The organism is Collinsella sp. LCP21S3_D3 (genome assembly GCF_052118305.1).
GTDB lineage: Bacteria > Actinomycetota > Coriobacteriia > Coriobacteriales > Coriobacteriaceae > Collinsella.
Genome location: NZ_JBQKHK010000006.1, coordinates 22,897 through 43,839, shown reverse-complemented (window position 1 = coordinate 43,839; position 20,943 = coordinate 22,897). Strand labels below are relative to the sequence as shown.

General features: G+C 59.8%; 23 protein-coding genes. 7 read left to right on the top strand and 16 right to left on the bottom strand.

Features of this window, described 5'->3' with window-relative positions:
• Positions 1-46 precede the first annotated feature (46 nt).
• A complete protein-coding gene (locus ACTQ1S_RS04095; RefSeq protein WP_441537983.1) occupies positions 47-1,444 on the top strand; it encodes an aminopeptidase in 1,398 nt (465 codons plus the stop codon).
• Between the two features lie 103 nt (positions 1,445-1,547).
• Complete coding sequence (locus ACTQ1S_RS04090; protein WP_427795802.1) at positions 1,548-2,357, top strand: YaaA family protein; 810 nt, start codon at positions 1,548-1,550, stop codon at positions 2,355-2,357.
• 40 nt (positions 2,358-2,397) lie between these two features.
• On the opposite strand, the gene ACTQ1S_RS04085 is transcribed toward ACTQ1S_RS04090, so the two are convergent.
• Complete coding sequence (locus ACTQ1S_RS04085; protein ID WP_427747772.1) at positions 2,398-2,913, bottom strand: hypothetical protein; 516 nt, start codon at positions 2,911-2,913, stop codon at positions 2,398-2,400.
• Positions 2,914-3,084: 171 nt separating this feature from the next.
• On the opposite strand from ACTQ1S_RS04085, the gene thiC reads away from it, so the two are divergent.
• Both thiC and thiD read left to right on the top strand, forming a co-directional pair.
• Positions 3,085-4,419 (top strand): phosphomethylpyrimidine synthase ThiC, encoded by a 1,335-nt coding sequence (gene thiC, locus ACTQ1S_RS04080; protein WP_099431544.1) that lies wholly within the window; start codon positions 3,085-3,087, stop codon positions 4,417-4,419.
• A gap of 177 nt (positions 4,420-4,596) precedes the next feature.
• Positions 4,597-5,427: a bifunctional hydroxymethylpyrimidine kinase/phosphomethylpyrimidine kinase gene (gene thiD / locus ACTQ1S_RS04075; RefSeq protein ID WP_441537981.1), complete on the top strand. Its 831-nt coding sequence runs from the start codon at positions 4,597-4,599 to the stop codon at positions 5,425-5,427.
• 74 nt (positions 5,428-5,501) lie between these two features.
• On the opposite strand, the gene ACTQ1S_RS04070 is transcribed toward thiD, so the two are convergent.
• From ACTQ1S_RS04070 to ACTQ1S_RS04055, 4 genes are all read right to left on the bottom strand, one after another.
• Positions 5,502-6,161 carry an SGNH/GDSL hydrolase family protein gene (locus ACTQ1S_RS04070; RefSeq protein ID WP_427747774.1) on the bottom strand — a complete coding sequence of 220 codons (660 nt, stop codon included), beginning with the start codon at positions 6,159-6,161 and terminating at the stop codon, positions 5,502-5,504.
• A 78-nt stretch (positions 6,162-6,239) separates the two neighbouring features.
• Positions 6,240-7,355: a TIGR02452 family protein gene (locus ACTQ1S_RS04065; protein WP_441547136.1), complete on the bottom strand. Its 1,116-nt coding sequence runs from the start codon at positions 7,353-7,355 to the stop codon at positions 6,240-6,242.
• Positions 7,356-7,491: 136 nt separating this feature from the next.
• On the bottom strand, positions 7,492-8,187 hold the full coding sequence (locus tag ACTQ1S_RS04060; RefSeq protein WP_441547135.1) for a Bax inhibitor-1 family protein: 696 nt from the start codon (positions 8,185-8,187) through the stop codon (positions 7,492-7,494).
• A 78-nt stretch (positions 8,188-8,265) separates the two neighbouring features.
• Positions 8,266-8,604, bottom strand: a complete 339-nt coding sequence (locus ACTQ1S_RS04055) for a hypothetical protein (RefSeq protein ID WP_154515278.1) — start codon at positions 8,602-8,604, stop codon at positions 8,266-8,268.
• A 249-nt stretch (positions 8,605-8,853) separates the two neighbouring features.
• Here ACTQ1S_RS04055 and ACTQ1S_RS04050 point away from each other — a divergent pair, with 249 nt between their 5' ends.
• The 3 genes from ACTQ1S_RS04050 to ACTQ1S_RS04040 all read left to right on the top strand — a co-directional run bounded on the left by ACTQ1S_RS04050 (position 8,854) and on the right by ACTQ1S_RS04040 (position 11,406).
• Positions 8,854-9,903: an inorganic phosphate transporter gene (locus ACTQ1S_RS04050; RefSeq protein ID WP_427719222.1), complete on the top strand. Its 1,050-nt coding sequence runs from the start codon at positions 8,854-8,856 to the stop codon at positions 9,901-9,903.
• Between the two features lie 66 nt (positions 9,904-9,969).
• Positions 9,970-10,593 (top strand): DUF47 domain-containing protein, encoded by a 624-nt coding sequence (locus ACTQ1S_RS04045; RefSeq protein WP_427719219.1) that lies wholly within the window; start codon positions 9,970-9,972, stop codon positions 10,591-10,593.
• A gap of 282 nt (positions 10,594-10,875) precedes the next feature.
• On the top strand, positions 10,876-11,406 hold the full coding sequence (locus ACTQ1S_RS04040; protein ID WP_441547134.1) for a nitroreductase family protein: 531 nt from the start codon (positions 10,876-10,878) through the stop codon (positions 11,404-11,406).
• Between the two features lie 167 nt (positions 11,407-11,573).
• Here the strand turns inward: ACTQ1S_RS04040 and ACTQ1S_RS04035 are convergent, their stop codons facing one another.
• The 11 genes from ACTQ1S_RS04035 to ftsZ all read right to left on the bottom strand — a co-directional run bounded on the left by ACTQ1S_RS04035 (position 11,574) and on the right by ftsZ (position 20,853).
• Positions 11,574-12,242, bottom strand: coding sequence for a DivIVA domain-containing protein (locus tag ACTQ1S_RS04035; protein WP_154515270.1), 669 nt, complete (start codon positions 12,240-12,242; stop codon positions 11,574-11,576).
• A gap of 62 nt (positions 12,243-12,304) precedes the next feature.
• Positions 12,305-12,550: a YggT family protein gene (locus tag ACTQ1S_RS04030; RefSeq protein WP_154515268.1), complete on the bottom strand. Its 246-nt coding sequence runs from the start codon at positions 12,548-12,550 to the stop codon at positions 12,305-12,307.
• 57 nt (positions 12,551-12,607) lie between these two features.
• Positions 12,608-13,336 carry a cell division protein SepF gene (gene sepF / locus ACTQ1S_RS04025; protein ID WP_154515266.1) on the bottom strand — a complete coding sequence of 243 codons (729 nt, stop codon included), beginning with the start codon at positions 13,334-13,336 and terminating at the stop codon, positions 12,608-12,610.
• Positions 13,337-13,396: 60 nt separating this feature from the next.
• Positions 13,397-14,134, bottom strand: a complete 738-nt coding sequence (locus ACTQ1S_RS04020) for a YggS family pyridoxal phosphate-dependent enzyme (protein WP_154515264.1) — start codon at positions 14,132-14,134, stop codon at positions 13,397-13,399.
• A gap of 120 nt (positions 14,135-14,254) precedes the next feature.
• Positions 14,255-15,112: a phosphate signaling complex PhoU family protein gene (locus ACTQ1S_RS04015; RefSeq protein ID WP_427719211.1), complete on the bottom strand. Its 858-nt coding sequence runs from the start codon at positions 15,110-15,112 to the stop codon at positions 14,255-14,257.
• A 92-nt stretch (positions 15,113-15,204) separates the two neighbouring features.
• On the bottom strand, positions 15,205-16,008 hold the full coding sequence (gene pstB, locus ACTQ1S_RS04010; RefSeq protein ID WP_089571588.1) for a phosphate ABC transporter ATP-binding protein PstB: 804 nt from the start codon (positions 16,006-16,008) through the stop codon (positions 15,205-15,207).
• Between the two features lie 12 nt (positions 16,009-16,020).
• A complete protein-coding gene (gene pstA / locus ACTQ1S_RS04005) occupies positions 16,021-16,926 on the bottom strand; it encodes a phosphate ABC transporter permease PstA (protein ID WP_427727613.1) in 906 nt (301 codons plus the stop codon).
• 3 nt (positions 16,927-16,929) lie between these two features.
• Positions 16,930-17,856: a phosphate ABC transporter permease subunit PstC gene (gene pstC / locus ACTQ1S_RS04000; protein ID WP_441033191.1), complete on the bottom strand. Its 927-nt coding sequence runs from the start codon at positions 17,854-17,856 to the stop codon at positions 16,930-16,932.
• A 1-nt stretch (position 17,857) separates the two neighbouring features.
• Positions 17,858-18,694, bottom strand: coding sequence for a phosphate ABC transporter substrate-binding protein (locus ACTQ1S_RS03995; protein WP_427795805.1), 837 nt, complete (start codon positions 18,692-18,694; stop codon positions 17,858-17,860).
• On the bottom strand, positions 18,691-19,491 hold the full coding sequence (locus ACTQ1S_RS03990; protein ID WP_441063191.1) for a polyphenol oxidase family protein: 801 nt from the start codon (positions 19,489-19,491) through the stop codon (positions 18,691-18,693). The genes ACTQ1S_RS03995 and ACTQ1S_RS03990 overlap by 4 nt, the downstream gene beginning before the upstream one ends.
• 210 nt (positions 19,492-19,701) lie before the next feature.
• Entirely contained in the window at positions 19,702-20,853 is a 1,152-nt protein-coding gene (ftsZ, locus tag ACTQ1S_RS03985; RefSeq protein WP_427719199.1) for a cell division protein FtsZ, read from the bottom strand.
• Between the last annotated feature and the right edge of the window lie 90 nt (positions 20,854-20,943).

Sequence of the window (20,943 nt, the reverse complement as noted above, 5' to 3'; positions counted from 1 at the left end):
TCACGGTACAACAACCAGCACGATCGATCCGAAAGGAGCCTGCGTCATGGAGCGTCCCTGCGCATGGAAAAAGTACACGCCACAGCAAATCGAGGAGCTCGAGGAGCTTTGCCGCGGCTATAAGCAATTTTTGAGCGAGAACAAGACCGAGCGCCTGTGCGTCAAGACCGGCATCAAGATGGCCGAGGAGGCGGGATACCTCGACCTGGAGACCGTGATCGCCGAAGGCCGCGCGCTCAAGGCAGGCGACAAGGTGTACGCCGCCAACCACGGCAAGGATCTTATGCTCGTCAACCTGGGCACCGCCCCGCTCGAGCAGGGCTTTAACATCCTGGGCGCCCACGTGGACTCGCCGCGCCTGGACCTCAAGCAGAATCCCGCCTTCGAGGCCGGCGACATGGCCTACCTCGACACGCACTACTACGGTGGTGTCAAGAGCTACCACTGGGTGGCCTCCCCGCTCGCACTCGTGGGCGTCATCTGCAAAAAGGACGGCACCACCGTCGACATCAACATCGGCGACAAGGCCGACGATCCGGTCTTTACCATCTCCGACCTGCTGATCCACCTCTCGAGCGAGCAGATGTCCAAGCCCGCCAAGGACGCCGTCGACGCCGAGATCCTCGACGTGATCGTGGGCGGCCGTCCCGTAAAATTTGACGAGGACGACAAGGACGCTCCCACCGAGCCCGTCAAGCAGATGTTCCTGGATATCCTCAAGGAGCAGTACGACGTCGAGGAGGAGGACTTCCTCTCCGCCGAAATCGAGGTCGTGCCCGCCGGCCCCGCCCGCGACATGGGCCTCGACCGCTCCATGATTTTGGGCTATGGCCACGACGACCGCGTCTGCGCCTACCCCTCCATGCTCGCCCAGATCAATGTGGCCAACGTGGAGCGCACGAGCATCACGCTCATCGTCGACAAGGAGGAGATTGGCTCCGTGGGCGCCACCGGCATGACAAGCCGCTTCTTCGAGAACACCGTCGCCGAGATCATGACGCTCGCCGGCGAGGGCAGCCCGCTGGCCCTGCGCCGCGCACTCGCCCGCAGCCGCATGCTCTCCTCTGACGTATCCGCCGGCTTCGACCCAGGCTACGCCGGCAAGTTCGAGACCAAGAATGCAGCCTTTATGGGTCGCGGCCTGTGCTTTAACAAGTACACGGGCAGCCGCGGCAAGGGCGGTTCCAACGACGCCGACGCCGAGTATATGGCTCTCATCCGCGACATTATGGACGAGGCCGGCGTGGACTTCCAGACCTGCGAGCTCGGTCGCGTCAACGCGGGCGGCGGTGGCACCATCGCCTACATCATGGCCAAGTACGGCATGAACGTCATCGACTCCGGCGTTGCCGTCCTGTCCATGCACGCCCTGTGGGAGGTCGCCAACAAGGCCGATATCTACGAGGCCTATCGCGGCTACAAGGCCTTCATCGAGCGCGCCTAATCAACCCTTCATCAGTTGCGGTGAGATACGGACTAAACTGGCCCATAAACGGCCAAAACAGACCGTATTACACCGCAACTTCCTTTTTGGCAGAGGAGAGTCCATGCTGCAGGTCATCATTTCGCCCGCCAAGCAGATGCGCGCGGCCCAAGATGCTTTTGAAGTCCTGGGCATTCCACCCTTTGTGCGCGAGACGGCTCGCCTCCACCGCGCACTGCTAGATATCGAGCGGAATGAAGGCAGCGGCAGCCTGCAGGCGCTGTGGAACGTGAGTGACAAACTGCTGGGGCCCTGCCTCAACACCCTGCATGAGTTCGAGCCCATCTTGCAAAGCGGCGATCTCGACAATCCCGCACTCGCCCGTCACCTCTCCCCTGCTGTCATGTCCTATCACGGCATTCAATACCAAAGCATGGCGCCCGAGGTGATGGATTCCGCACAGCTCGCATGGCTGCAAGACCATCTGTGGATCCTCTCGGGCCTTTACGGATGCGTACGCCCCTTTCATGCCGTTGAACCGTATCGGCTGGAGATGGGCGCGAAGCTTGCCGTCGACGACGCCCGAGACCTCTACGCGTTTTGGGGCGACAAGCTCGCACGGGTCATCGCTCCGGCAGGCTCCAACGCCACGATCGTCAACCTCGCCAGCGCGGAATACGCCAAAGCCGTTCTGACCCGCCTCACCACCGACGCCACGGTCGTCACATGTCTCTTTGGCGAAGGCATCCGCAACGGCAAGCCCATCCAACGCTCGACCGCCAGCAAAAAAGCGCGCGGCTCCATGGTGCGCTGGATGGCAGAAAACAAGTTCGAGGATGTAAGCGGGCTCACCGCGTTCGACGTTGGTTATCGTTACTTTCCCGAGCTTTCAAATAAAAACACTTTGGTCTTCCTGAACGAACAGGCCTTGTAGGACTACCACTACTTTTGAATGTGCTGCCTAGGCACGGCGTCTATTCCGCCAGGCCGTCGGCTTTTGCAATCTCGGTCGTCGAGCCATCTTGGTAGGTAACCTTAACGTGCTCCACCTCGGACGCCTCAACACCCGACGGAGGCTCCAGGCGCCATTCCGTCAGGGCTATATCCATGGTCGTGGGTACATCCCCCTGATCTTTGAGCTCGACCGACAGCGTCCTAAGCGACGCATCGAAGGTCACACGCTCGATCTCTTCACCAGGAATGGAACCACCGCTCAGCTGCAGTTGCACAAACTTGTCGCGCGGATACCAATAGTCGCCCGGCGCGGCAACGGTATTGCCCCCCGCGACCTTCGCCGTCATAATCGGCAGGCTATCGTCCGCCTCAAACGTCCAGGAAACTCCCCCACGCCCGCCAAACGTCCAGATACAACAGGCAATCACCATCACGACAAGAATCGCGAAACCAATTGCGACCAGCCCATGATGGGCGCGGCTCTCCTCGGCCGACACATCCCACTGCGTCTCTCGATACAGATGCTTGTCTTCCATGTTCGCCTCCCCGCGGGCATGCTCGTCGCGTCAATCGTACCCATTCGAGCTATACTTGAGCCCGCCACATAAACGGGGAGCTTGCAGGACAAGACGGCAGGCTGAGACTGGGCGCGCCCGCCCTGACCCGCAAACCTGATATGGGTAATGCCAACGAAGGGAGCCGTGCCAATGAGCACACAGACCGAGCCCAAGCTCGTCACGCAAATCGATTTCGCCCGCGCCGGGCAAATCACACCGCAGATGAAGGAGGTTGCCGAACGCGAGCATCGCGACCCCGAGTACATCCGCGAGCGCGTGGCCGACGGCCGCATCGCCATTCCCGCCAACATCGTGCATATCAAAAAGGGCATGCGCGCCTTTGGTGTCGGCGAGGGCCTGTCTACCAAGGTCAACGTCAACCTGGGCATCTCGGGCGACAAGGCCGATGCCGCCGAGGAATGGAAGAAGGTCAAGATCGCCGAGGACTTTGGCGCCGACGCCATCATGGACCTCTCCAACTCGGGCAAGACGCGCCAATTCCGACAGCAGCTCATCGACGAGACGCCGCTCATGGTGGGCACCGTCCCCATGTACGACGCCATCGGCTACATGGAAAAGCCGCTTGTCAAGCTTACCAAGGACGACCTGTTCGAGGTCGTGCGCGCGCACGCCGAGGACGGCGTGGACTTTATGACCATCCACTGCGGCATCAATAAGTCGGTCACCAAAACCTTTAAGGAGACCGGCCGTCTCATGAACATCGTCAGCCGCGGCGGCTCACTGCTGTTTGGCTGGATGGAGGTCACCGGCAACGAGAACCCCTTCTACGAGTACTTTGACGAGCTGCTCGAGATCTGCCACGAGTACGACGTGACGATTTCGCTCGGCGACTCCTGCCGCCCGGGCTGCCTCTACGACTCCAACGACGCCACCGAGACCGCCGAGATGATCGAGCTGGGCAAGCTGTGCAAGCGCGCTTGGGCCGCCGGCGTCCAGGTCATGGTCGAGGGCCCGGGGCACATGGCGCTCGACGAGATCGCCGCCAACATGAAACTGCAGAAGCGCCTGTGCCACAACGCCCCGTTCTACGTGCTCGGGCCGCTGGTGACCGATATCGGCGTGGGCTACGACCACATCACCGCAGCCATCGGTGGCGCCATCTCCGCGAGCTCGGGTGCCGACTTTTTGTGCTACGTGACACCGGCAGAGCACCTATGCCTGCCTAACGCCCAGGATGTGCTCGACGGCCTCATGGCCACCAAGATTGCCGCACACGCCGCCGACATCGCCAAAAAGGTGCCCCACGCCCGCGACATGGACGACAAGATGGGCCAGGCACGCCGCAAGCTCGACTGGGACGCCATGTGGAAGTGCGCGCTCGATCCGGTCACCGGCAAGAAGCGCTACGAGGAATCCCCTGCTGCCACCGAGGGCACCTGCACCATGTGCGGCAAGATGTGCGCCGTCCGCACCGTCAACAAGGTGTTCGAAGGCACGACGATCGACCTCGGCATGGAGGACTAACTCGTCACCGGAGCCATAATCGGCCACAAGGCGTTCGTCAATTGTTGACGTGTGAACATTTTCTTACATTTACGTAAAGATTGCGCCACCCGCCCGGGATCGGCATACAGCCGGCCCGGGCAACTTTATAATGCGGGCAAGAGACCCATTTGAATCCGACCGAACAAGGGAGCGAACATGGATCGTAGTAAGGTACCAGCCGTTCTATCCATCGCAGGATCCGATTCCAGCGGCGGTGCCGGCATTCAGGCCGACATCAAGACCATCACGGCGCACCGCCTGTATGCCGAGACGGTCATCACGGCCATCACCGCACAGAACACCCTAGGCGTCACCGCCGTGCAGAACATCTCCCCGGATATTGTCGCGGCGCAGATCGATGCCGTTTTTGACGATATCCGCCCCAGTGCCGTCAAGATTGGCATGGTTTCTTCTGCCGAGATTATCGAAGTCATAGCCGACCGCCTGAGCGCCTGGGACGCACAAAATATCGTCGTCGACCCCGTCATGGTCGCCACTTCGGGCGCTCGTCTCATCGCCGAGGACGCCGCCGAAGCGCTTACACGCCGCCTGTTCCCACTGGCAAGCGTTATCACGCCCAATATTCCCGAGGCCATGGCGCTGCTCGACTACGAGGTCGATTCCGAGCGCACACAGCAAAACGCTGCCATGCTCCTCACCCGCCGCTTTGGCTGCGCGTCCCTCGTTAAGGGCGGGCATTTTGTCAACGAGGCCAACGATGTGCTAGCAGAGCCCGCGCCGCTCGATGACGAGGGCAACCACCTGGGCGATCCGCTCACCACGTGGTTCCGCCACAAGCGCATCGAGACCGACAACACGCATGGTACCGGCTGTACGCTTTCGTCCGCCATCGCCTGCGCGCTGGCCCAGGGCATGGATCTTGCCGATGCCGTCAACGCCGGCAAGGCCTACCTAACCGGCGCTCTCGCCGCCGGCCTGAACATGGGCAAGGGCTCCGGCCCCGTCAACCACATGTGGCAGTACTAAAAAGCCAGCAACCAAAACCACCGCACAAACCACCGCAAAGGCGCCTGTCCCCTTTGTGGTGGTTTGGGGCTGCGCTACTCACCGAGCATCTCTTGGAGCTTGGCTGCCACGGCGTGGCCCAGGCTCTCGTGGCTTTCGGGCATCATGTGCAGATAATCGATATCGCCCGGCTCGGCAAAATCGGCGGCATTCAAAAAGTCGCAGCCAAACTGCTCAGCGACATACGCATAGTATTCGGCAAAATGCTCCGAGGCCTCGACGGAGCGCTCGTCAAAGTCGGTCATGTACACATCGGCGATCTGCGGTTTAATCTTGATAGGCGCCATCAGCAGAATGCGCGGGCAGGGCGCAGCGTCGGTCCACGGAAACGCGCGGACGGCGCGAATCAGCGCCATGGCGCCACGGGCGATATCGGAAGCTGTCACGTTAAAGACCGTCTTGCAGTCGTTGGTGCCCAGCATGATCACAATGGCGTCCAGCGGCTTATGGGCCTCGAGCAGCATCGGCAACGCGCGGATGCCGTTGAGATTAGTGTCCAGATGACACATATCGTCGCGCACCGTTGTGCGGCCATTTAGGCCTTCCTCAATCACATGCCAGCCCTCGCCCAGGTCGCGCTGGGCCACGCCGCACCAGCGCACATCGTGCGCATAGCGCACCGCGGTGCCATCGCGCATGCCCGCCGGATCGTAGCCATACGTATTGCTGTCACCAAAGCACAGGACGTTTTTCATCGCAAGCCCTTCCCTCAGTAAAAAGCCGACGGGAGCAGCCCCTCCCGCCGGCTCGACCTATCTGTCAGCGCGCACCGATTACAGATACTTGCGCCAGTCGTCATCATCCTCGTCGTCCTCGGCAGCGGCATGAGCCTGCTCGGCGGCACGGGCGGCCGCGGCACGGGCGGCAACCTGGGCATAGGACTCCTCGTTGCGCTCGGGGAAGCTTGCCAGCACGTGCTCGAACTTGGCAAAATCCTCGTCCCAGCGCGTAGAGGGCACGGCAAAGAAGACCTGCTTGACCTTAAAGTCGCCCGATGCGAGCTCCTTGCGAAAGAGCTCGGCCACGGCCTCGGCGTCAAAGCCGTTGTTGTCACAGCCCCAGGCGCCCAGCACGAGCTTCTCGCGACCAAGCTCGTCGCAGATGGCCAGCACAAAGCGGATACGATCGCGCAGGGCGTCCAGCAGGGCATCGTCACCCACGCGATACTCCTGGCGAGCGCGCTTGGCGTTGGGCGCAGCGGCAACGATCACGTCGGCATACGCATGCACGTGGTTGCGGTCGAAGCGCACCGCAGGCACCACCAGCGCACGGTTGCGGTACAGCTCACAGTTGATGTTGCGGCGACGGTTCTCGCCGTACCATTTGCGCTGCTTATCGAGCACATTGTACAGATACGAATCGGCACAGAGCGTGGCCTCCTGACCCAGATAACCCTGGATGTAGCCACCGCCCGGGTTGGTGAACGAGGCAAAGGCGAGCACGGCCATGTCGCAGAACTGCGCGTAGCCTCGGCCGTTATCCAGAATGGCCTGCGTGGCAGAGGCGTCGAGCACGGTGACCTCGGGCAGGACCGGAGCGGGCTCCTCGGCAGCAGGCGCGGGCTCGGTCTCCGTGGCTTCCTCTGCGGGCACAGGCTCGGCCACGACCTCGGTCTCGGCAGGCGCAACCTCGGCGGCCTCAGACTCATTGGCAACCTGCTCTTCGGCAGCAGCCACCTGGGCCTTAGCCTTCATCGCCGCGACAAATCCGGCAGGCATGCCCTCGAACTCGCGCACGCCGGCAAGCGAGCGCTCGATATCCTTTGCGCACGCTTCGGACACAGTCGCCACGTGACGCTCGGCGGCCTTGGCACGGGCCTCGCGCTTGGGATTGGGCTGTCCCGCGCGATTGGGCCTACGGTTACGGTTCCTGTTGTCGACGTCTGCCATAAGTGGTCACCTTTCTCGGTCGCTTCCGCTATCGGCTTTTCCCATCCATGATACCCCGCCGCGTACAAAAAAGGCGGCCCCGAAGGACCGCCTTTCGCATCGATTTGCGCGCGGCAAGCACCGCTGCAATCTGGCACTAATCGCGACGACCAAGGATGTTCAGGATGCGCAGGAACACGTTGATAATGTCCACGAACAGGTTGGACGCCATGAGCACGGCGTTGGGCAGCGTGGGCGGCACCGTCGTGGCCACATAGGTGTCGTAGCCAATAAAGCCGGCGAACACCGCAATCACGATCAGGTCGGTGATGGTCTGCGAGACGCCCATGAACATCAGCACGATCTCGACCAGAATCGTGGCAAGCAGAATGCCAAAACCAATGCCATACACACGCTGGAAGAATTTGGGGAAGGTCACGCCCAGTGCGCCAAAGACAAAGGTGATGGCGGCAGTGGCGATAAAGGCAGTGTTGATGGTGGGCAGGTCGTAGTTGGCAAGGCCAAACGACGCGGTCAGACCAAAGGTGCTCGCAAAGATCGCGTAACCCGCGAGCGACAGGCCCACGGACTGCTTGCTGGCGGCGGCCGACATCATGACGATGCCGACAATGGTCAGGATAAACGAGCCAAAGACCAGCGGCAGGGCGGCGCCACTCATCATCATGCGCGCAAACGACATGGTGCCCGTAAAGTAGGCGCCAGCGCCCATAGCGCAAAAACCCAAAAAGATCAGGGCAGACATGGCAAGGTTGTACGCGCGCGGCGACATCTCCTTGGCACGGCTTGCGCCGGTCTCGATGGGGCCGTTCTGATAGCCCTGGATATCGTTCATAATTTCGTCCTTTCAAAAAGCGCCGCGACAGCGCCGTAGGTGACAAGATTCCTGCCATTGTACCCGAATGGCGCGCTCTTACCCGCGACGCTCACTCTCGAGTGTGCGGTCGAACGCCCACACCCACCACCGCATCAGATGAGCCTGCGAGCCATCCGGTCGCTCACGCGCCTGGTCTTCCAGATACAGCTCGGTCGTATGTCCGCCAAAACGAACCTTATAGGTTGCCGTACGAATGCCGTGAACCGTCAGGCCAAAACCGGTAGACGAGACAATCTCGTCAATCGTAAAGCAGCGACCGTCGACCCAGCAGACGGTAACCGGCACAACTTGTCCGCCCGCGAGGATGCGGGCCACGACGTCCACATACTGCTTGTGCACGCGCCGAGTTTTGCCATCTGTCTGTCGATATTCCATGCCCCTATTATCGAACGCATGTTTGTATATTGTAAAGCGAACAGGCTGTGGTTTTGGGGTGTCGGAGCGAGCGCACGTGTCCTCACGGCGTGTTAGCAAAAAGAACACCCGCGGTCAACAGGGCTAATATTCAATTTTAGTGCCAAAAAATTCACTTCTCCCGTCAGAACTCGGTAAAGAAACCCGCAGGAGGTGATACGATTTATCATGTTTTTGTAACGTTTCTGCAAACTTCGAGAAAGCCCATATATGGACGTAACGTTCTCAGCCTTCCTCGGCCAACTTGTTTCGAACCCAGTCCTTGCCGTCACCGTGTTCCTCGCGCTCGGCGCCATCTTCGTCAACGGATGGACCGACGCGCCCAACGCCATCGCGACCTGTGTCACCACGCGTTGCATGCCCGCCCGCGCCGCCATTCTCATGAGTGCCGCGTTCAACTTTTTGGGCGTGCTCATCATGACGCACTTTAATGCCAGCGTTGCCAACACCATCTCCCATATCGTCGACTTTGGCGGAAACAGCACCATGGCGCTCGCGTGCCTCTGCGCGGCCCTGTTCTCCATCGTCGTCTACGGCGCCACGGCATCGCGTTTTGGCATCCCCACCTCGCAGAGCCACAGCCTCATCGCCGGCCTGACCGGCGCTGCCATCGCCCTCGGCGGCGCCAGCAGCGTCAATGTCCACGAGTGGATGAAGGTCATCTACGGCCTGGCGCTCTCCATCGGTCTGGGCTTTGTCATGGGCTGGGTCCTGTGCAAGCTCGTCTCGATTCTTTTCGCTGCCGCCAACAGGCGACGTGCCAACGTCTTCTTTAAATATGCTCAGATCGCGAGCGCCGCGGCCATGAGCTTTATGCACGGCGCGCAGGATGGACAAAAGTTCATCGGCGTGCTCTTTTTAGGTGTCGCCTTTGCCAACGGACAGACCGGCGTCGGCGACGCCGGCATCCCCATCTGGATCATGCTGCTGTGCTCGGCCACCATGGGCATCGGCACCAGCGTGGGCGGTGAGCGTATCATCAAGTCCGTCGGCCAGAGCATGGTTAAGCTCGAAAAGTATCAGGGCTTCTCTGCCGACCTGGCAGGAGCCGCAAACCTGCTGCTTGCCACGCTCACCGGTATCCCCGTGTCCTCCACGCACATCAAGACCTGCGCCATCATGGGCGTTGGCGCCGTCAAGCGCCTCTCGGCCATCAACTTCGGCGTGGTCAAGGACATGATGTTCACGTGGTTCTTCACCTTCCCCGCCTGTGGACTCATCAGCTTTGTCATGGCCAGGCTGTTCATGATGTTCCTCTAGTCAAACCGAATGTCCATCCGGACCGCATTACCTCGCCCACCCGTCTTCGCCCCGAAAGGATCACTCATGGCAAAGAAACCCGATTCGTTCTACTTTGACAACTACGTCGCCTGCGCCGACTTCGCCGTTCAGGCAGCCGAGCTGCTCACCAAGATTTTTGAGAACTTTGACCCCGCGCAGATCCACGACATGCTCGAGAAGATGCATGCGATTGAGCATGCAGCAGACAAGAAGCACCATGAGCTCGAAGACGCCCTGCTCACGGCCTTTATCACCCCGCTTGAGCGTGAGGACCTTAACCTAATGAGCTGCTCGCTCGATACCGTGCTCGACCGTATTGAGGGTGTCGTGCAGCGCCTCTACTTCACCAACATCCAGAGCATCCACCCCGATGCCATCGTGATCGCCCACAAGGTGACCGACGCCTGCCGCGCCATGAAGGACCTGATGGTCGAGTTGCCCAACTACCGCAAGTCCAAAACGCTGCGCGAACTCGTCATCCAGATCAACACCATCGAGTCCGAGGCCGACGAACTCTACATCAACGCCATGCGTAACCTGCACGTCAACGGCAAGGACCCGCTCGAGGTCATCGCCTGGCGTGACGTGTACGCCTTCTTGGAGTACTGCGCCGACTGCTGCGAGAATGTGGCCGATGTCGTGGATTCGATTGTCATGAAGAACAGTTAATTGGGGGTACGCGTCCCGGCGGCGAAGGGCCGGCACCTGTTTGCTTTCTCACTCCGGCTGCGTAGCAGAGTCGTTCGAAAGTAAACAGGTGCCGGCCCTTCGCCTTACGTATCACCATTGGAACTTTGGCTGATAGTTTTAGCGCAATGGGGGTTTGGCTGAAGGGACCTTTGGTACCCGCTCGGACACTTTGGCCCTTGGTGAGCGTTTGACTGATTGCTGCTTTGGGTACTCTTTGGGTTACTTTGGGTTTGTTTGATTTTTAATTGTTGGAGGGCTTGTATGTCGTATATGGATCTGGCTCGGTCTCGGTATTCTTGTCGTTTGTTTGAGAATCGTTCTGTTGAGCAGGCTGTGGTGGATACCATTGTTGAGGCTGGGCGCATTGCTCCTTCTGCTTGCAATAATCATCCGACCCGTGTGATGGTGTTGGATACGCCTGAGCTTCTGGAAAAGGCAGCTGCTTGTCAGCCTCGGTTTGCTCGCGATGGGTCCATCTTTGGCGCTCCGCTCATCTTCCTCGTTTGCAGCGTTACCAACGATGCTTGGGTGCGTCCCTATGACCAGATGAACTCCAGCGCCATCGACACCTCGATTGTTTGCGATCAGATGATGATGGAGGCCGAGGAACAGGGCCTGGGAACGTGCTGGGTATGCCATTTTAAGCCCGAGCTAGCCCGCGAGCAGTTCGACCTGCCCGAGGGCGTTTATCCCTACCACATGCTCGTCTGCGGCTATCCCGCCGACCATATTGCCGACCCCGAGCATCGCGAGGCCCGCACCATTCCCCTATCCAATTTCCTCCTCAAGTAGTTTTTTGGCCCATGCCCTAAAATCTACCTTTTACCGCCCAAACGTTCGCCGAGTTCTGCCCTATCGCACGCAGAGCTCGGCGTTTTGTTTCCCAACCCGTATACAGCTACAAAAAAGGAGCTCGCAAGCGCGAGCTCCTTTTAAGGGGCTAGATTGTAGTTTTAGCGCTAGTCCAGGTCGTCCGCGGCAAAGTTGTCAATCGGGGCGAAGGGGTCGGCCACGGGGACAACCGGATCAGCGACAGGCAGCGGCTCGGCGGCAGGCATGGTCACGGCAGGAGAAGCCGCAGAACCGACCGGCGTAGAAGCCAGCAGATCGGCCGGGAAGGAATTCTGAGCATCGTCCATAAAGTGCTGAATGAGCTTGAGATACTCGGCCTTGAACTCCTCGCGGGAAGCCTTCAGACGGTCAATCTCCTCGAGCTCGGCCTGCTTCTCGGTCAGGGCCTGACGGATGACCTCGCGGGCCTTGGCGTCGGCCTCGTTGCGGATGCGGTCAGCATTCTCGTTAGCGTCGTTGACAATCGCCTCGGCGGTCTGCTGAGCCGCAATGAGAGCGGCGGAAATCTGACGCTCCTGAGCGGAGAAATCGGGAGCGGGAGTGGCGACAGGGGCAGCCTGAGCGGCAGAATCCTGGGCCTGCGCAAGCTGAGCCTGCGTATCGGCAAGCTGCTGCTCGGTGGCGGTCAGGCGACCCTTAAGATCAACGATCTTGGCAAGCATAGCGTCGACCTCGGAGGACAGGGTCTCCAGGAAGACGTCGACCTCGGCGGGATCGTAGCCGCGCTTGGCCTCAGAGAAGGTCTGAGCCTGGATGTCAGCAGGGGTAATAGCCATAACAAGTTCTCCTTTATCATCGCCTTGGCGCTAAGCGCCCGACATAGGTTACTGAGCCAGTCCTATACGAGTATACCTATAAGTAGCTGCAGAATGAGCTTCTGCACCAACTGCAACGCAATAATCGCAACGACCGGTGAAAAATCGATACCGCCCATCGGCGGCATAAACCGGCGAAACAGGTTGAGCCAAGGGCCGCAAACGCTGTCGAGCACCGCCGCGATATCCTGTAGCAAACCACCCTGCTTCATGGGAATCCACGTCATAAAGCAGTAGACCACAATCAACGTGGAATAAAAATTAAACAGCGTGTTGACAAGCTGAACGATGGTGTAGATGTTGATGGGAATCTCCTCACCTTGTCTTTACTTGAGATAGCCGTCGGCGCGAAGCTTCTTAAGATCCGAATCCTTGACCTCGCAGCCGGCGGGCAGCACCATAAACACGCGATCTCCCACTTCTTTGACCGAAGCGCCCAGGCCGCAGGCAAAGCCATAGCTAAAGTCCAGGACGCGTTTGGCGACCTCGGTGCGAACGCCCACAAAGATCAGCGCGACAGGCTGCTTGGTACGCACGCGGCGCACGACCGTCTCCACGTCGTCATAACTCTCCGGACGAAGAACGTAGGCCGGCAACTGAGGCGTGGCGTTGATGATATTGCTCGCATAGGCAGAGGCATCGCTCGGCGTTGAAGCAGGAGCGGGCACAGCGGCAGCGCGGACCCGAGCGTTCTCGGCGTAGCTTGACGGCGTGTCATAGGCGCCGGGACGATAACCGCCCGCAGCGGCATCCTGAGAGCGCGAAGGCGGATTGTACGTCGTAGCGTGACGGGAGTCGTCGCCGATCAGTTGACCGGAACGCGTGTACACAGCAACCGACTCAGCCTCTCCGCGGCGTGTCTGCCCCAGCAGTCCATTGCTCGGTTCATCTTGCGTGTAGAAGCCCTCGCCCGAAGCACCGCTATAGCCGTTGTTCTGATAGCCGTCGTCATAGCCGTCATCGTAACCGTAGTCATCATCCTGGCCATAACCCTGGTCATAACCCTGCTGGCCGCCTAGGTGCATTTTATTTTTAATTTCGTCAAGGAAACCCATGGTTGTGTCCTCTCACGGTCTAATGCAGGCGCTCTGATAATCAGCGCGCACTTCAGGCTCTTATTTTACTTCAAACTCCGGGCTAAATACCACCCTGCCCAGGCGAACAAGCGTCGAGCCTTCCTCAAGGGCGGGCTCAAAGTCCTCGCTCATGCCGCAAGAAAGCTCAGGCAGACACAGATCGGGGTGTGCCGTCTCCAGCTCATCCCTCAACTCACGCAGCCCGGCAAAGGTGCGGCGCGCCACATCCTTATTCCCCCGGGGCGCCATGGTCATAAGCCCCTGCACACAAATTCCCTCAAGCTCCGCAAGCTCGCCGGCGGAGGCACGAACCTCATCGGGCGAAAAGCCGCCCTTGGACTCCTCGCCGCTTACATTGACCTCGATCAGCACATGCTGAGGACCGGCAAGCTCGCCCGCCTCAATCTTGCGGACGGCACGGCTCGAGATAGCCTGCGCCAAATGAAGCGACCCCACCGAATGAATCAGCTCGGCCGCACCCAGCACCGCATTGATCTTGTTGGTCTGAAGATTACCGATCATATCGAAGCGCACCTCGGGCAGCTCCGGATGCTCCGCCAGCCCCGCAAGCTTGCGAACAAGCTCCTGCGGACGGTTCTCGGCAAAATGACGATACCCTGCCTGGATGGCGGCAACGGTCTCATCGACGCCAACGGTCTTGGAGACGGCAATCAGACGTGCGGCATCGTGAGAACGGCCCGCGCGATCGAGTGCGGCATAAAAGCGTTCGAGAATCTGCTCGCGGCGAGCGCGCATCACGTTCAAATAATTATCCATTGCCAATCGCCTCCGCAGACAGACATACAAGTAGTCCCATGCTAACGCAAGAGCGCGGCCCTGCATGTGCAAGGCCGCGCTCACTTAGGTATTTACAATCTTTCGACGAACGGAGCTACCCTACTCCTCGTCATCCTCGGTATCGTCCTCGTCCTCGAGGTGCTCGAGCAGGTAGCGAAGACCCTCGCTCACCTCGTTAGCGGGCACCTTGGCAACAAAGCGCGCATCGACAGCGGGCCTCATGATGACGCCCTCGCCCGAAGGTACGCGCATGCTCTCGAGCTCATCCTCGTCCGTACGGGCGATATCGCCGGCGTTCATGCGCTGGCCGGTCAAAAGGAAGGTCAGACGGCAGGCGGCATCGATGGAAATCGAGGCGATGCGATCGAGGTAGCGCGAAACCATGATGGCGCGGCGCAGATCGTCATAGTTGCTGTCGTCGTCCATAAACTCGCCCGCGTCCATGCGGTTGAAGGTACGGAAGAACTTCTCATAGGCTGCATGCACCGGCTCGTCCTCGACGGCCAGGTTGCAGATGATGGACATATCGTTGGTGACGAGCGCGGAAAGCGACGAGCCCAGCACCTGGTATACGGCTTCGGCCTCGGCCTCAACCGTACCGACGAGCTCCTGGGGCAGCGAGATATCGGCCTTGACCATATGACGCGTGGCGCGGCAGATCTGGCGAACCTTATCGGTCATGCGCTGCAGGTTAAAGTCGACGTAGATGATTGTCTGCAGCAAGCGGAAGTCGGAGGCGACCGGCGACTGCGTAGCGATCAGGTTGTAGCACACGGCCTCCAGGTTGGCGCAGCGCGCGTCAATCGAAAGCGTGCGCTTCTTGGTCTTGGTGGCGAGCTTGCGGTCGTCGGTCACATAGGCCTTCACGGCGTCGTGAAGAGCCAGGTCTACAGCCTCGTAGATGCTCAACATCTCGTGACGAGCCTCGACGAGCTGACGGGAAAACAGTTTGCGCATGGTTCACTCCAATCAGTTGGGTGCGGTCATGCCGCCCGCACAGTGAATACGCACCGGACCAGGTCCGATCGGCTCGGGACTAGTCGCACCGATCAGCCAAAGCGGCCGGTGATATAGTCTTCCGTCCGCGAATCCACCGGGCTGGTGAAGATCGCGTCGGTTTGACCATACTCGATGAGCGTGGCGGGCTCGCCGGCAACCTCCTGCAAGAAGAAGGCGGTGTAGTCGCTAATGCGAGCTGCCTGCTGCATTGAATGTGTGACGATGATGATCGTCATCTCGGGCGCCAGCTCGGCCATCAGATCCTCGACCTTGGAGACGGACGTGGGGTCGATGGCGGAGCAGGGCTCGTCCATCAGAAGGACATCGGGCTGCACCGCGAGCACACGCGCGATGCACAGACGCTGCTGCTGACCGCCCGAAAGCGCCAAACCATCCTTGTTGAGCTGATTGGATACCTCTTTCCAGAGGTTGGCGCGCTTGAGCGATTCTTCCACGATGTCATCGAGGTCGCTTTTGCTAGTCACGCCCTGCAGACGAGGGCCAAAAGCAACATTCTCGTAGATGGATTTAGGGAACGGGTTGGGCTGCTGAAAAATCATGCCCACGCGGCGGCGAAGGTCGACCGGGTCGACACCCTCGGCATAGATATCGTTGCCGTCGAGCGTCATGGTGCCCTCGACGCGCGTGCCCTCGATAAGGTCGTTCATACGGTTGATACAGCGCAAAAACGTCGATTTGCCGCAGCCCGAAGGGCCGATAAACGAGGTAATGGCGTTTTTGGCGATGTTGAGGTCGAGCCCCGTCAGCGCATGAAAGTCACCGTACCAAAAGTTGAAATCCTTGGCCGTGATGGCCGCTTGCTCCAGCGTGGGAGCGGACTGATAGACGGACATGGGACTCCTTAACTAGCGGCGTTTGCGCGACAGATAACGCGCAAACAGGTTGAAGGCCAGAATAATCGCCATCAGCAAAAGCGCGGTGCCGTAGGCTGCGTTCATGTTGATGCCGTCATTGGCAAGCAGATAAAGGTGAACGGTCATGGGGCGACCGGAATCGAGCGGCGAAATAGGCAGGTTGATGGCCTGGCCCATGGTGTAGAGCACCACGGCGGTCTCGCCGATGGCGCGGCCGATGGCAAGTACGATGCCGGTGGCGATGCGGCCAAAAGCCGAAGGAAGCACGATCTTGGAGACGACCTGCCACTTGGTGGCACCCAGGCCATATGCGCCCCAACGGATATAGCGCGGAACGGCGCGGATTGCCTCCTCGGTGGTACGCATGACAATGGGCAGCATCAGAAGTGCGAGCGCCAGGGCGGCCGAAACCATCGAAAGACCCAGGCCCATGGCCTCGACAAACAAGGCGTAGCCAAAAAGGCCCATAACAATGGAGGGCACCGAGGCCAGGGCATCGGCAGCATAGCGAATGATGTCGACAACCTTGCCCTGCTTGGCATACTCGGCCAGATAGACCGCAGCCAAGACGGCAACCGGCGTGCAGATGAGCATGGCGAGCGCCGTCACGTAGACGGTCGAGACGATAGTGGGCCAAATGCCGCCCTCGGCGTTTACTCCCTGCGGCCAGCCAAAGATAAAGTCGAGCGAGATGTGCGGCAGACCGTTGATAACTACGTAGGCGATGATGGCGACCAGTACCAGCGTGGTGATATAGGCCGCGGCGCGAAACACGCCGAGCATAATCTTGTTGGACAGATCCTTGTTGATGCGGCCCTTCTTACCATGGGAAAGGGCACGCTTGATGCGTTCGCGCGACGAGGTCGTATCGACCGTCGTGTCAACGGAATCGGACATAGCCTACCCCCTCTTCTTCTTGGAAATCAGACGGACGATGCCCACCAATGCGGCGGAAATGATAAACAGGACCACGCCCATGCCAAACAGAGCCGAGCGGTGCAGGCCCGAGGAATAGCTCATGTCGAGCGCGATCTGGCTCGTGAGCGTCGAGATGGGGCTCGAGATGCTGTCCGGGATGACCGGAGCGTTGCCAACGACCATGAGCACGGCCATGGTCTCACCGATGGCACGACCCATGCCCAAGACAATCGCATCGACGATGCCCAACTTGGCTGCAGGCAGCACGACCTTGTATATGGTCTGCCACTTGGTGGCACCCATGGCATAGGATGCCTCGCGAATGCCCATGGGAATGGAATTGAGGGCATCGATGGTGAGCGTGGTGATGGTGGGAACGATCATGATGGCGAGCACGAGCCACGCCGTCAGCGCACCAAAGCCAAGACCGCCGGTCAGCTGCGCGATAAACGGACGGATGATAACCATGCCAAAGAAACCGTAGATGATGGAGGGGATACCCGCCAGCAGGTCGACGGCGGGGCTGATGAGACTGCGCACGCGCTTGCCGGCGATCTCGACCAGATACACGGCCGTGCCCACACCCAGGGGCACACCCATGGCGAGCGCACCGACCGTCACCAGACCAGAGCCCGCCAGCAGCGACATGATGCCGTAGTGGCCCTCGGAGGGCGCCCACGTAAAGCTAAAGAAGTCCGCCAGACCGATGTCGGTAAAGACGGGCAACGCCGAGTACGTGGTAAAGACAAAAATCAGGATGACGGTAACGACCGCCAAGAACGCGCAAGCAAAGAAGATCCACTGCAGCGCCTTCTCTTTGAGATAGGTGCTGCGCGACACCAACGCCAACTCACGCTTTTTGGGCGCCTGAGCCTCTCGCTCAATCTGGGGGGTTTCCTGTGCTTCCATGCTACTCACTCCCCTTTCCGTCGTTGGTGACGGGAATAAAGCCCGCCTCGCGAATCTGCTTGTCCATCTTCTCCGACGTCACATAGTCAATGTAGTCCTGTGCACGCTGCGAAGGCGTACCCTTCACAAAGAAGTAAAGGTCGCGCGAGATGGGATAGCCGCCACTTGCGACCGTCTTCTCGGATGCCTCGACATGGTTGACCGAAACAGCCTTAACCGAAGTCTTAGCGTTGAGGCTCTCGACAAAACCCAGCGAGATGTAGCCAATGGCACCACGCGAACGGGATACGACATCGCGTACCTGGCCCGTGCCCGAAAGAACGGCAGAGCGACGATCGAACGGCGTGCCGTCCATCACGATGGTACGGAAGGCCTCGCGCGTACCGGACGCCTCATCGCGGTTAATAACCTGAATCTTCAGGTCCTCTCCGCCGACTTCCTTCCAGTTGGTAATCTTACCGGCGTATATGTCGCGAAGCTGCTCGGTCGAGAGGTTGTCGACCGGATTACCGTCGTTCACGATGACTGCGATGCCGTCGTGCGCGATTACAATCGGGGTCAGGCCCAGATCCTGCTCGTCGGCATTGAGGCCACGAGACGAGCTGGCGATGTCAGCCGTGCCGTTGCTGACGGCCTCGATACCGGCAGAAGAGCCAAGGCCAGAGACGAGCACGTCGGTGCCGGTCTCCTCCTTAAAGCCCTCGGCCGCAATCTCGGCAATGGGAAGGCAGGTGGTCGAGCCGGCCACGGTGATAGAAGACGTGGAAGATCCCGAGGAGCAGGCACACAGCGTAAGCGTGAGCACTGCCGCGCTTAGGACCGATGCGATCTTTCTCATAGCATCACGCCGATCGCAGCATGGCGCCCACAGGTGCCGCCCTCGTTGCGGTAGGAATAAAAGCGGTCGTTCTGACGAACGGTGGAGAGCTTGGTGTCCACAATGCCGTTCGCTTCGACGCCGGCGTCCATCAGCGCCTCGCGAATGGCGGCGGAAAGATCGAGCATACGAGAAGCGGCAGCATCGATGCACGCGAACTCGGAGGCAAAGCGGACCATAAGTTCTTGGGACACCTCGTACTCGTCACCCAGGATATGGGGCCCAATATAGGCAGAGATGTCGTCTGGCTTGCAGCCAGCCGCCTCGCAGAGCGCTTGGCACGCCTTGGCGGAAATGCGCGCAATCGTGCCCTTCCAGCCAGAATGCACCACGGCAAAGCCGCCGGGAGCCACCAGCACAACGGGAACACAATCGGCAAAGCAAAGCATCACGGGCACCTCATGCGCCGTGCAGACGAGGGCATCGCAGCCCTCGGCAATCTGCTCGCGAATGTTCTCGAGATCATCGGCGCCGTTCGAGGTCACCGTCACGACATTGTCACCGTGTACCTGATTGGGGACAAGCAGGTTGTGCTCGCACTCGACAATACCCATGGCCTCGAGTACGCGGCGACGATTTTCTTGAACGGCAAAGGGGTCATCGCCAACATGCGAGCCCAGATTGAGTGAGGAGTACGCATCTTCGGAAACACCGCCAGTGCGTTCGGTGAAGGCAAAGCGGACATCGTGCGTCGCGCCCTCTACCAACGTAACTCCATCATGGTCGACACGCGAAACGTTGTCCGCACGTGCTGCCATACTAAAGCCTCCTAATAACACGAGTATCGCGGCCAAGCCGCAGCAGTCCGTGCCATACGGCTGCCATACTTCTACAAAAGGATACCCGCAGCGGTAGGAACCAAACGTAAGGGGAACGTAAAGAGATTGGAGACTTTCGTTTACAAACGAGAAACAAAACGGGGTGCATCCAAATGGACACACCCCGTGCAGGTCGTTGAGAAAAACGAACTAGAAGCTACCACGCTTAAGGAAGTCGGGAAGCTCAAACTGGTCGTTACCAAAATTGGGAAGCTCCGTACCGCCGACATTGCGGGTCGGGGCAGACTGAGCCGAGCTTGCAGCGGGAGCGGTACGCTGAGGCTCGACAACGGAAGCCTTGCTCTGGGACTGCTGGGCAGCGAAGAGCTCGTCCTGACGGTTGACATTAGAGTCGGAGAAGCCCGTAGCGATAACGGTGATGCGCACCTGATCGCCCAGGGACTCGTCGACAACGGTACCAAAGATGATGTTGGCCTCGGGATCGACGGCGTTGGCGACAACGTCGGCAGCGTCGCTGATCTCTTGGATGCCCAGATCCTTGGAGCCGGCGATGGAGAGCAGGACGCGCGTAGCACCATCGATAGAGCTCTCGAGCAGCGGGCTGGAAATAGCCTGCTGGGCGGCGTCGACGGCACGGGTGTCCCCAGAAGAAGTACCGATACCCATCATGGCGGTGCCGGCCTGCTTCATGATGGTCTTAACATCAGCGAAGTCCAGGTTGATGATGCCCGGGACGGTGATGAGGTCGGTGATGCCCTGGGTACCCTGGGAAAGGACGCCATCGGCAATCGCGAAGGCCTCGAGCATGGTGGTCTTCTTCTCGGCGATGTCGAGCAGCTTGTCGTTAGGGATAACGATCATGGTGTCGACGCAATCGGAAAGGGTCTTAATGCCCTCTTCGGCGCTCTTCTTACGCTTGCGGCCCTCGAAGGTGAAGGGCTTGGTCACGACGGCGACGGTCAGCGCACCGACCTCGTTCATCGCGATATCGGCAACGATGGGAGCGGCGCCGGTGCCGGTGCCACCGCCCTCACCGCAGGTGATGAACACCATGTCGGCGCCAGCGAGCGCCTCGGCGATGTCATCGCGGGACTCATCGGCAGCCTTGCGACCAACCTCGGGGTTGGCGCCAGCGCCCAGGCCGCGGGTAAGGTCGGTGCCGATGTGGACCTTGATATCGGCATCAGAGATCGCGAGCGCCTGAGCATCGGTGTTGATGGCAACAAACTCGACGCCACGAATGCCCTCTTCGATCATTCGATTGACCGCGTTGGTACCGCCGCCGCCGACGCCGACCACCTTAATGACGGCAAGGTAGTTGTTGATCTCTGTCTCGTGCATGTCGGTCCTCCGAACAAAGGTTATAGCCATAGCATGGGTTGACCCCTGCGCACATTAACCTTCAGGTTGAAAGTAAATGCAAAGGTAAAC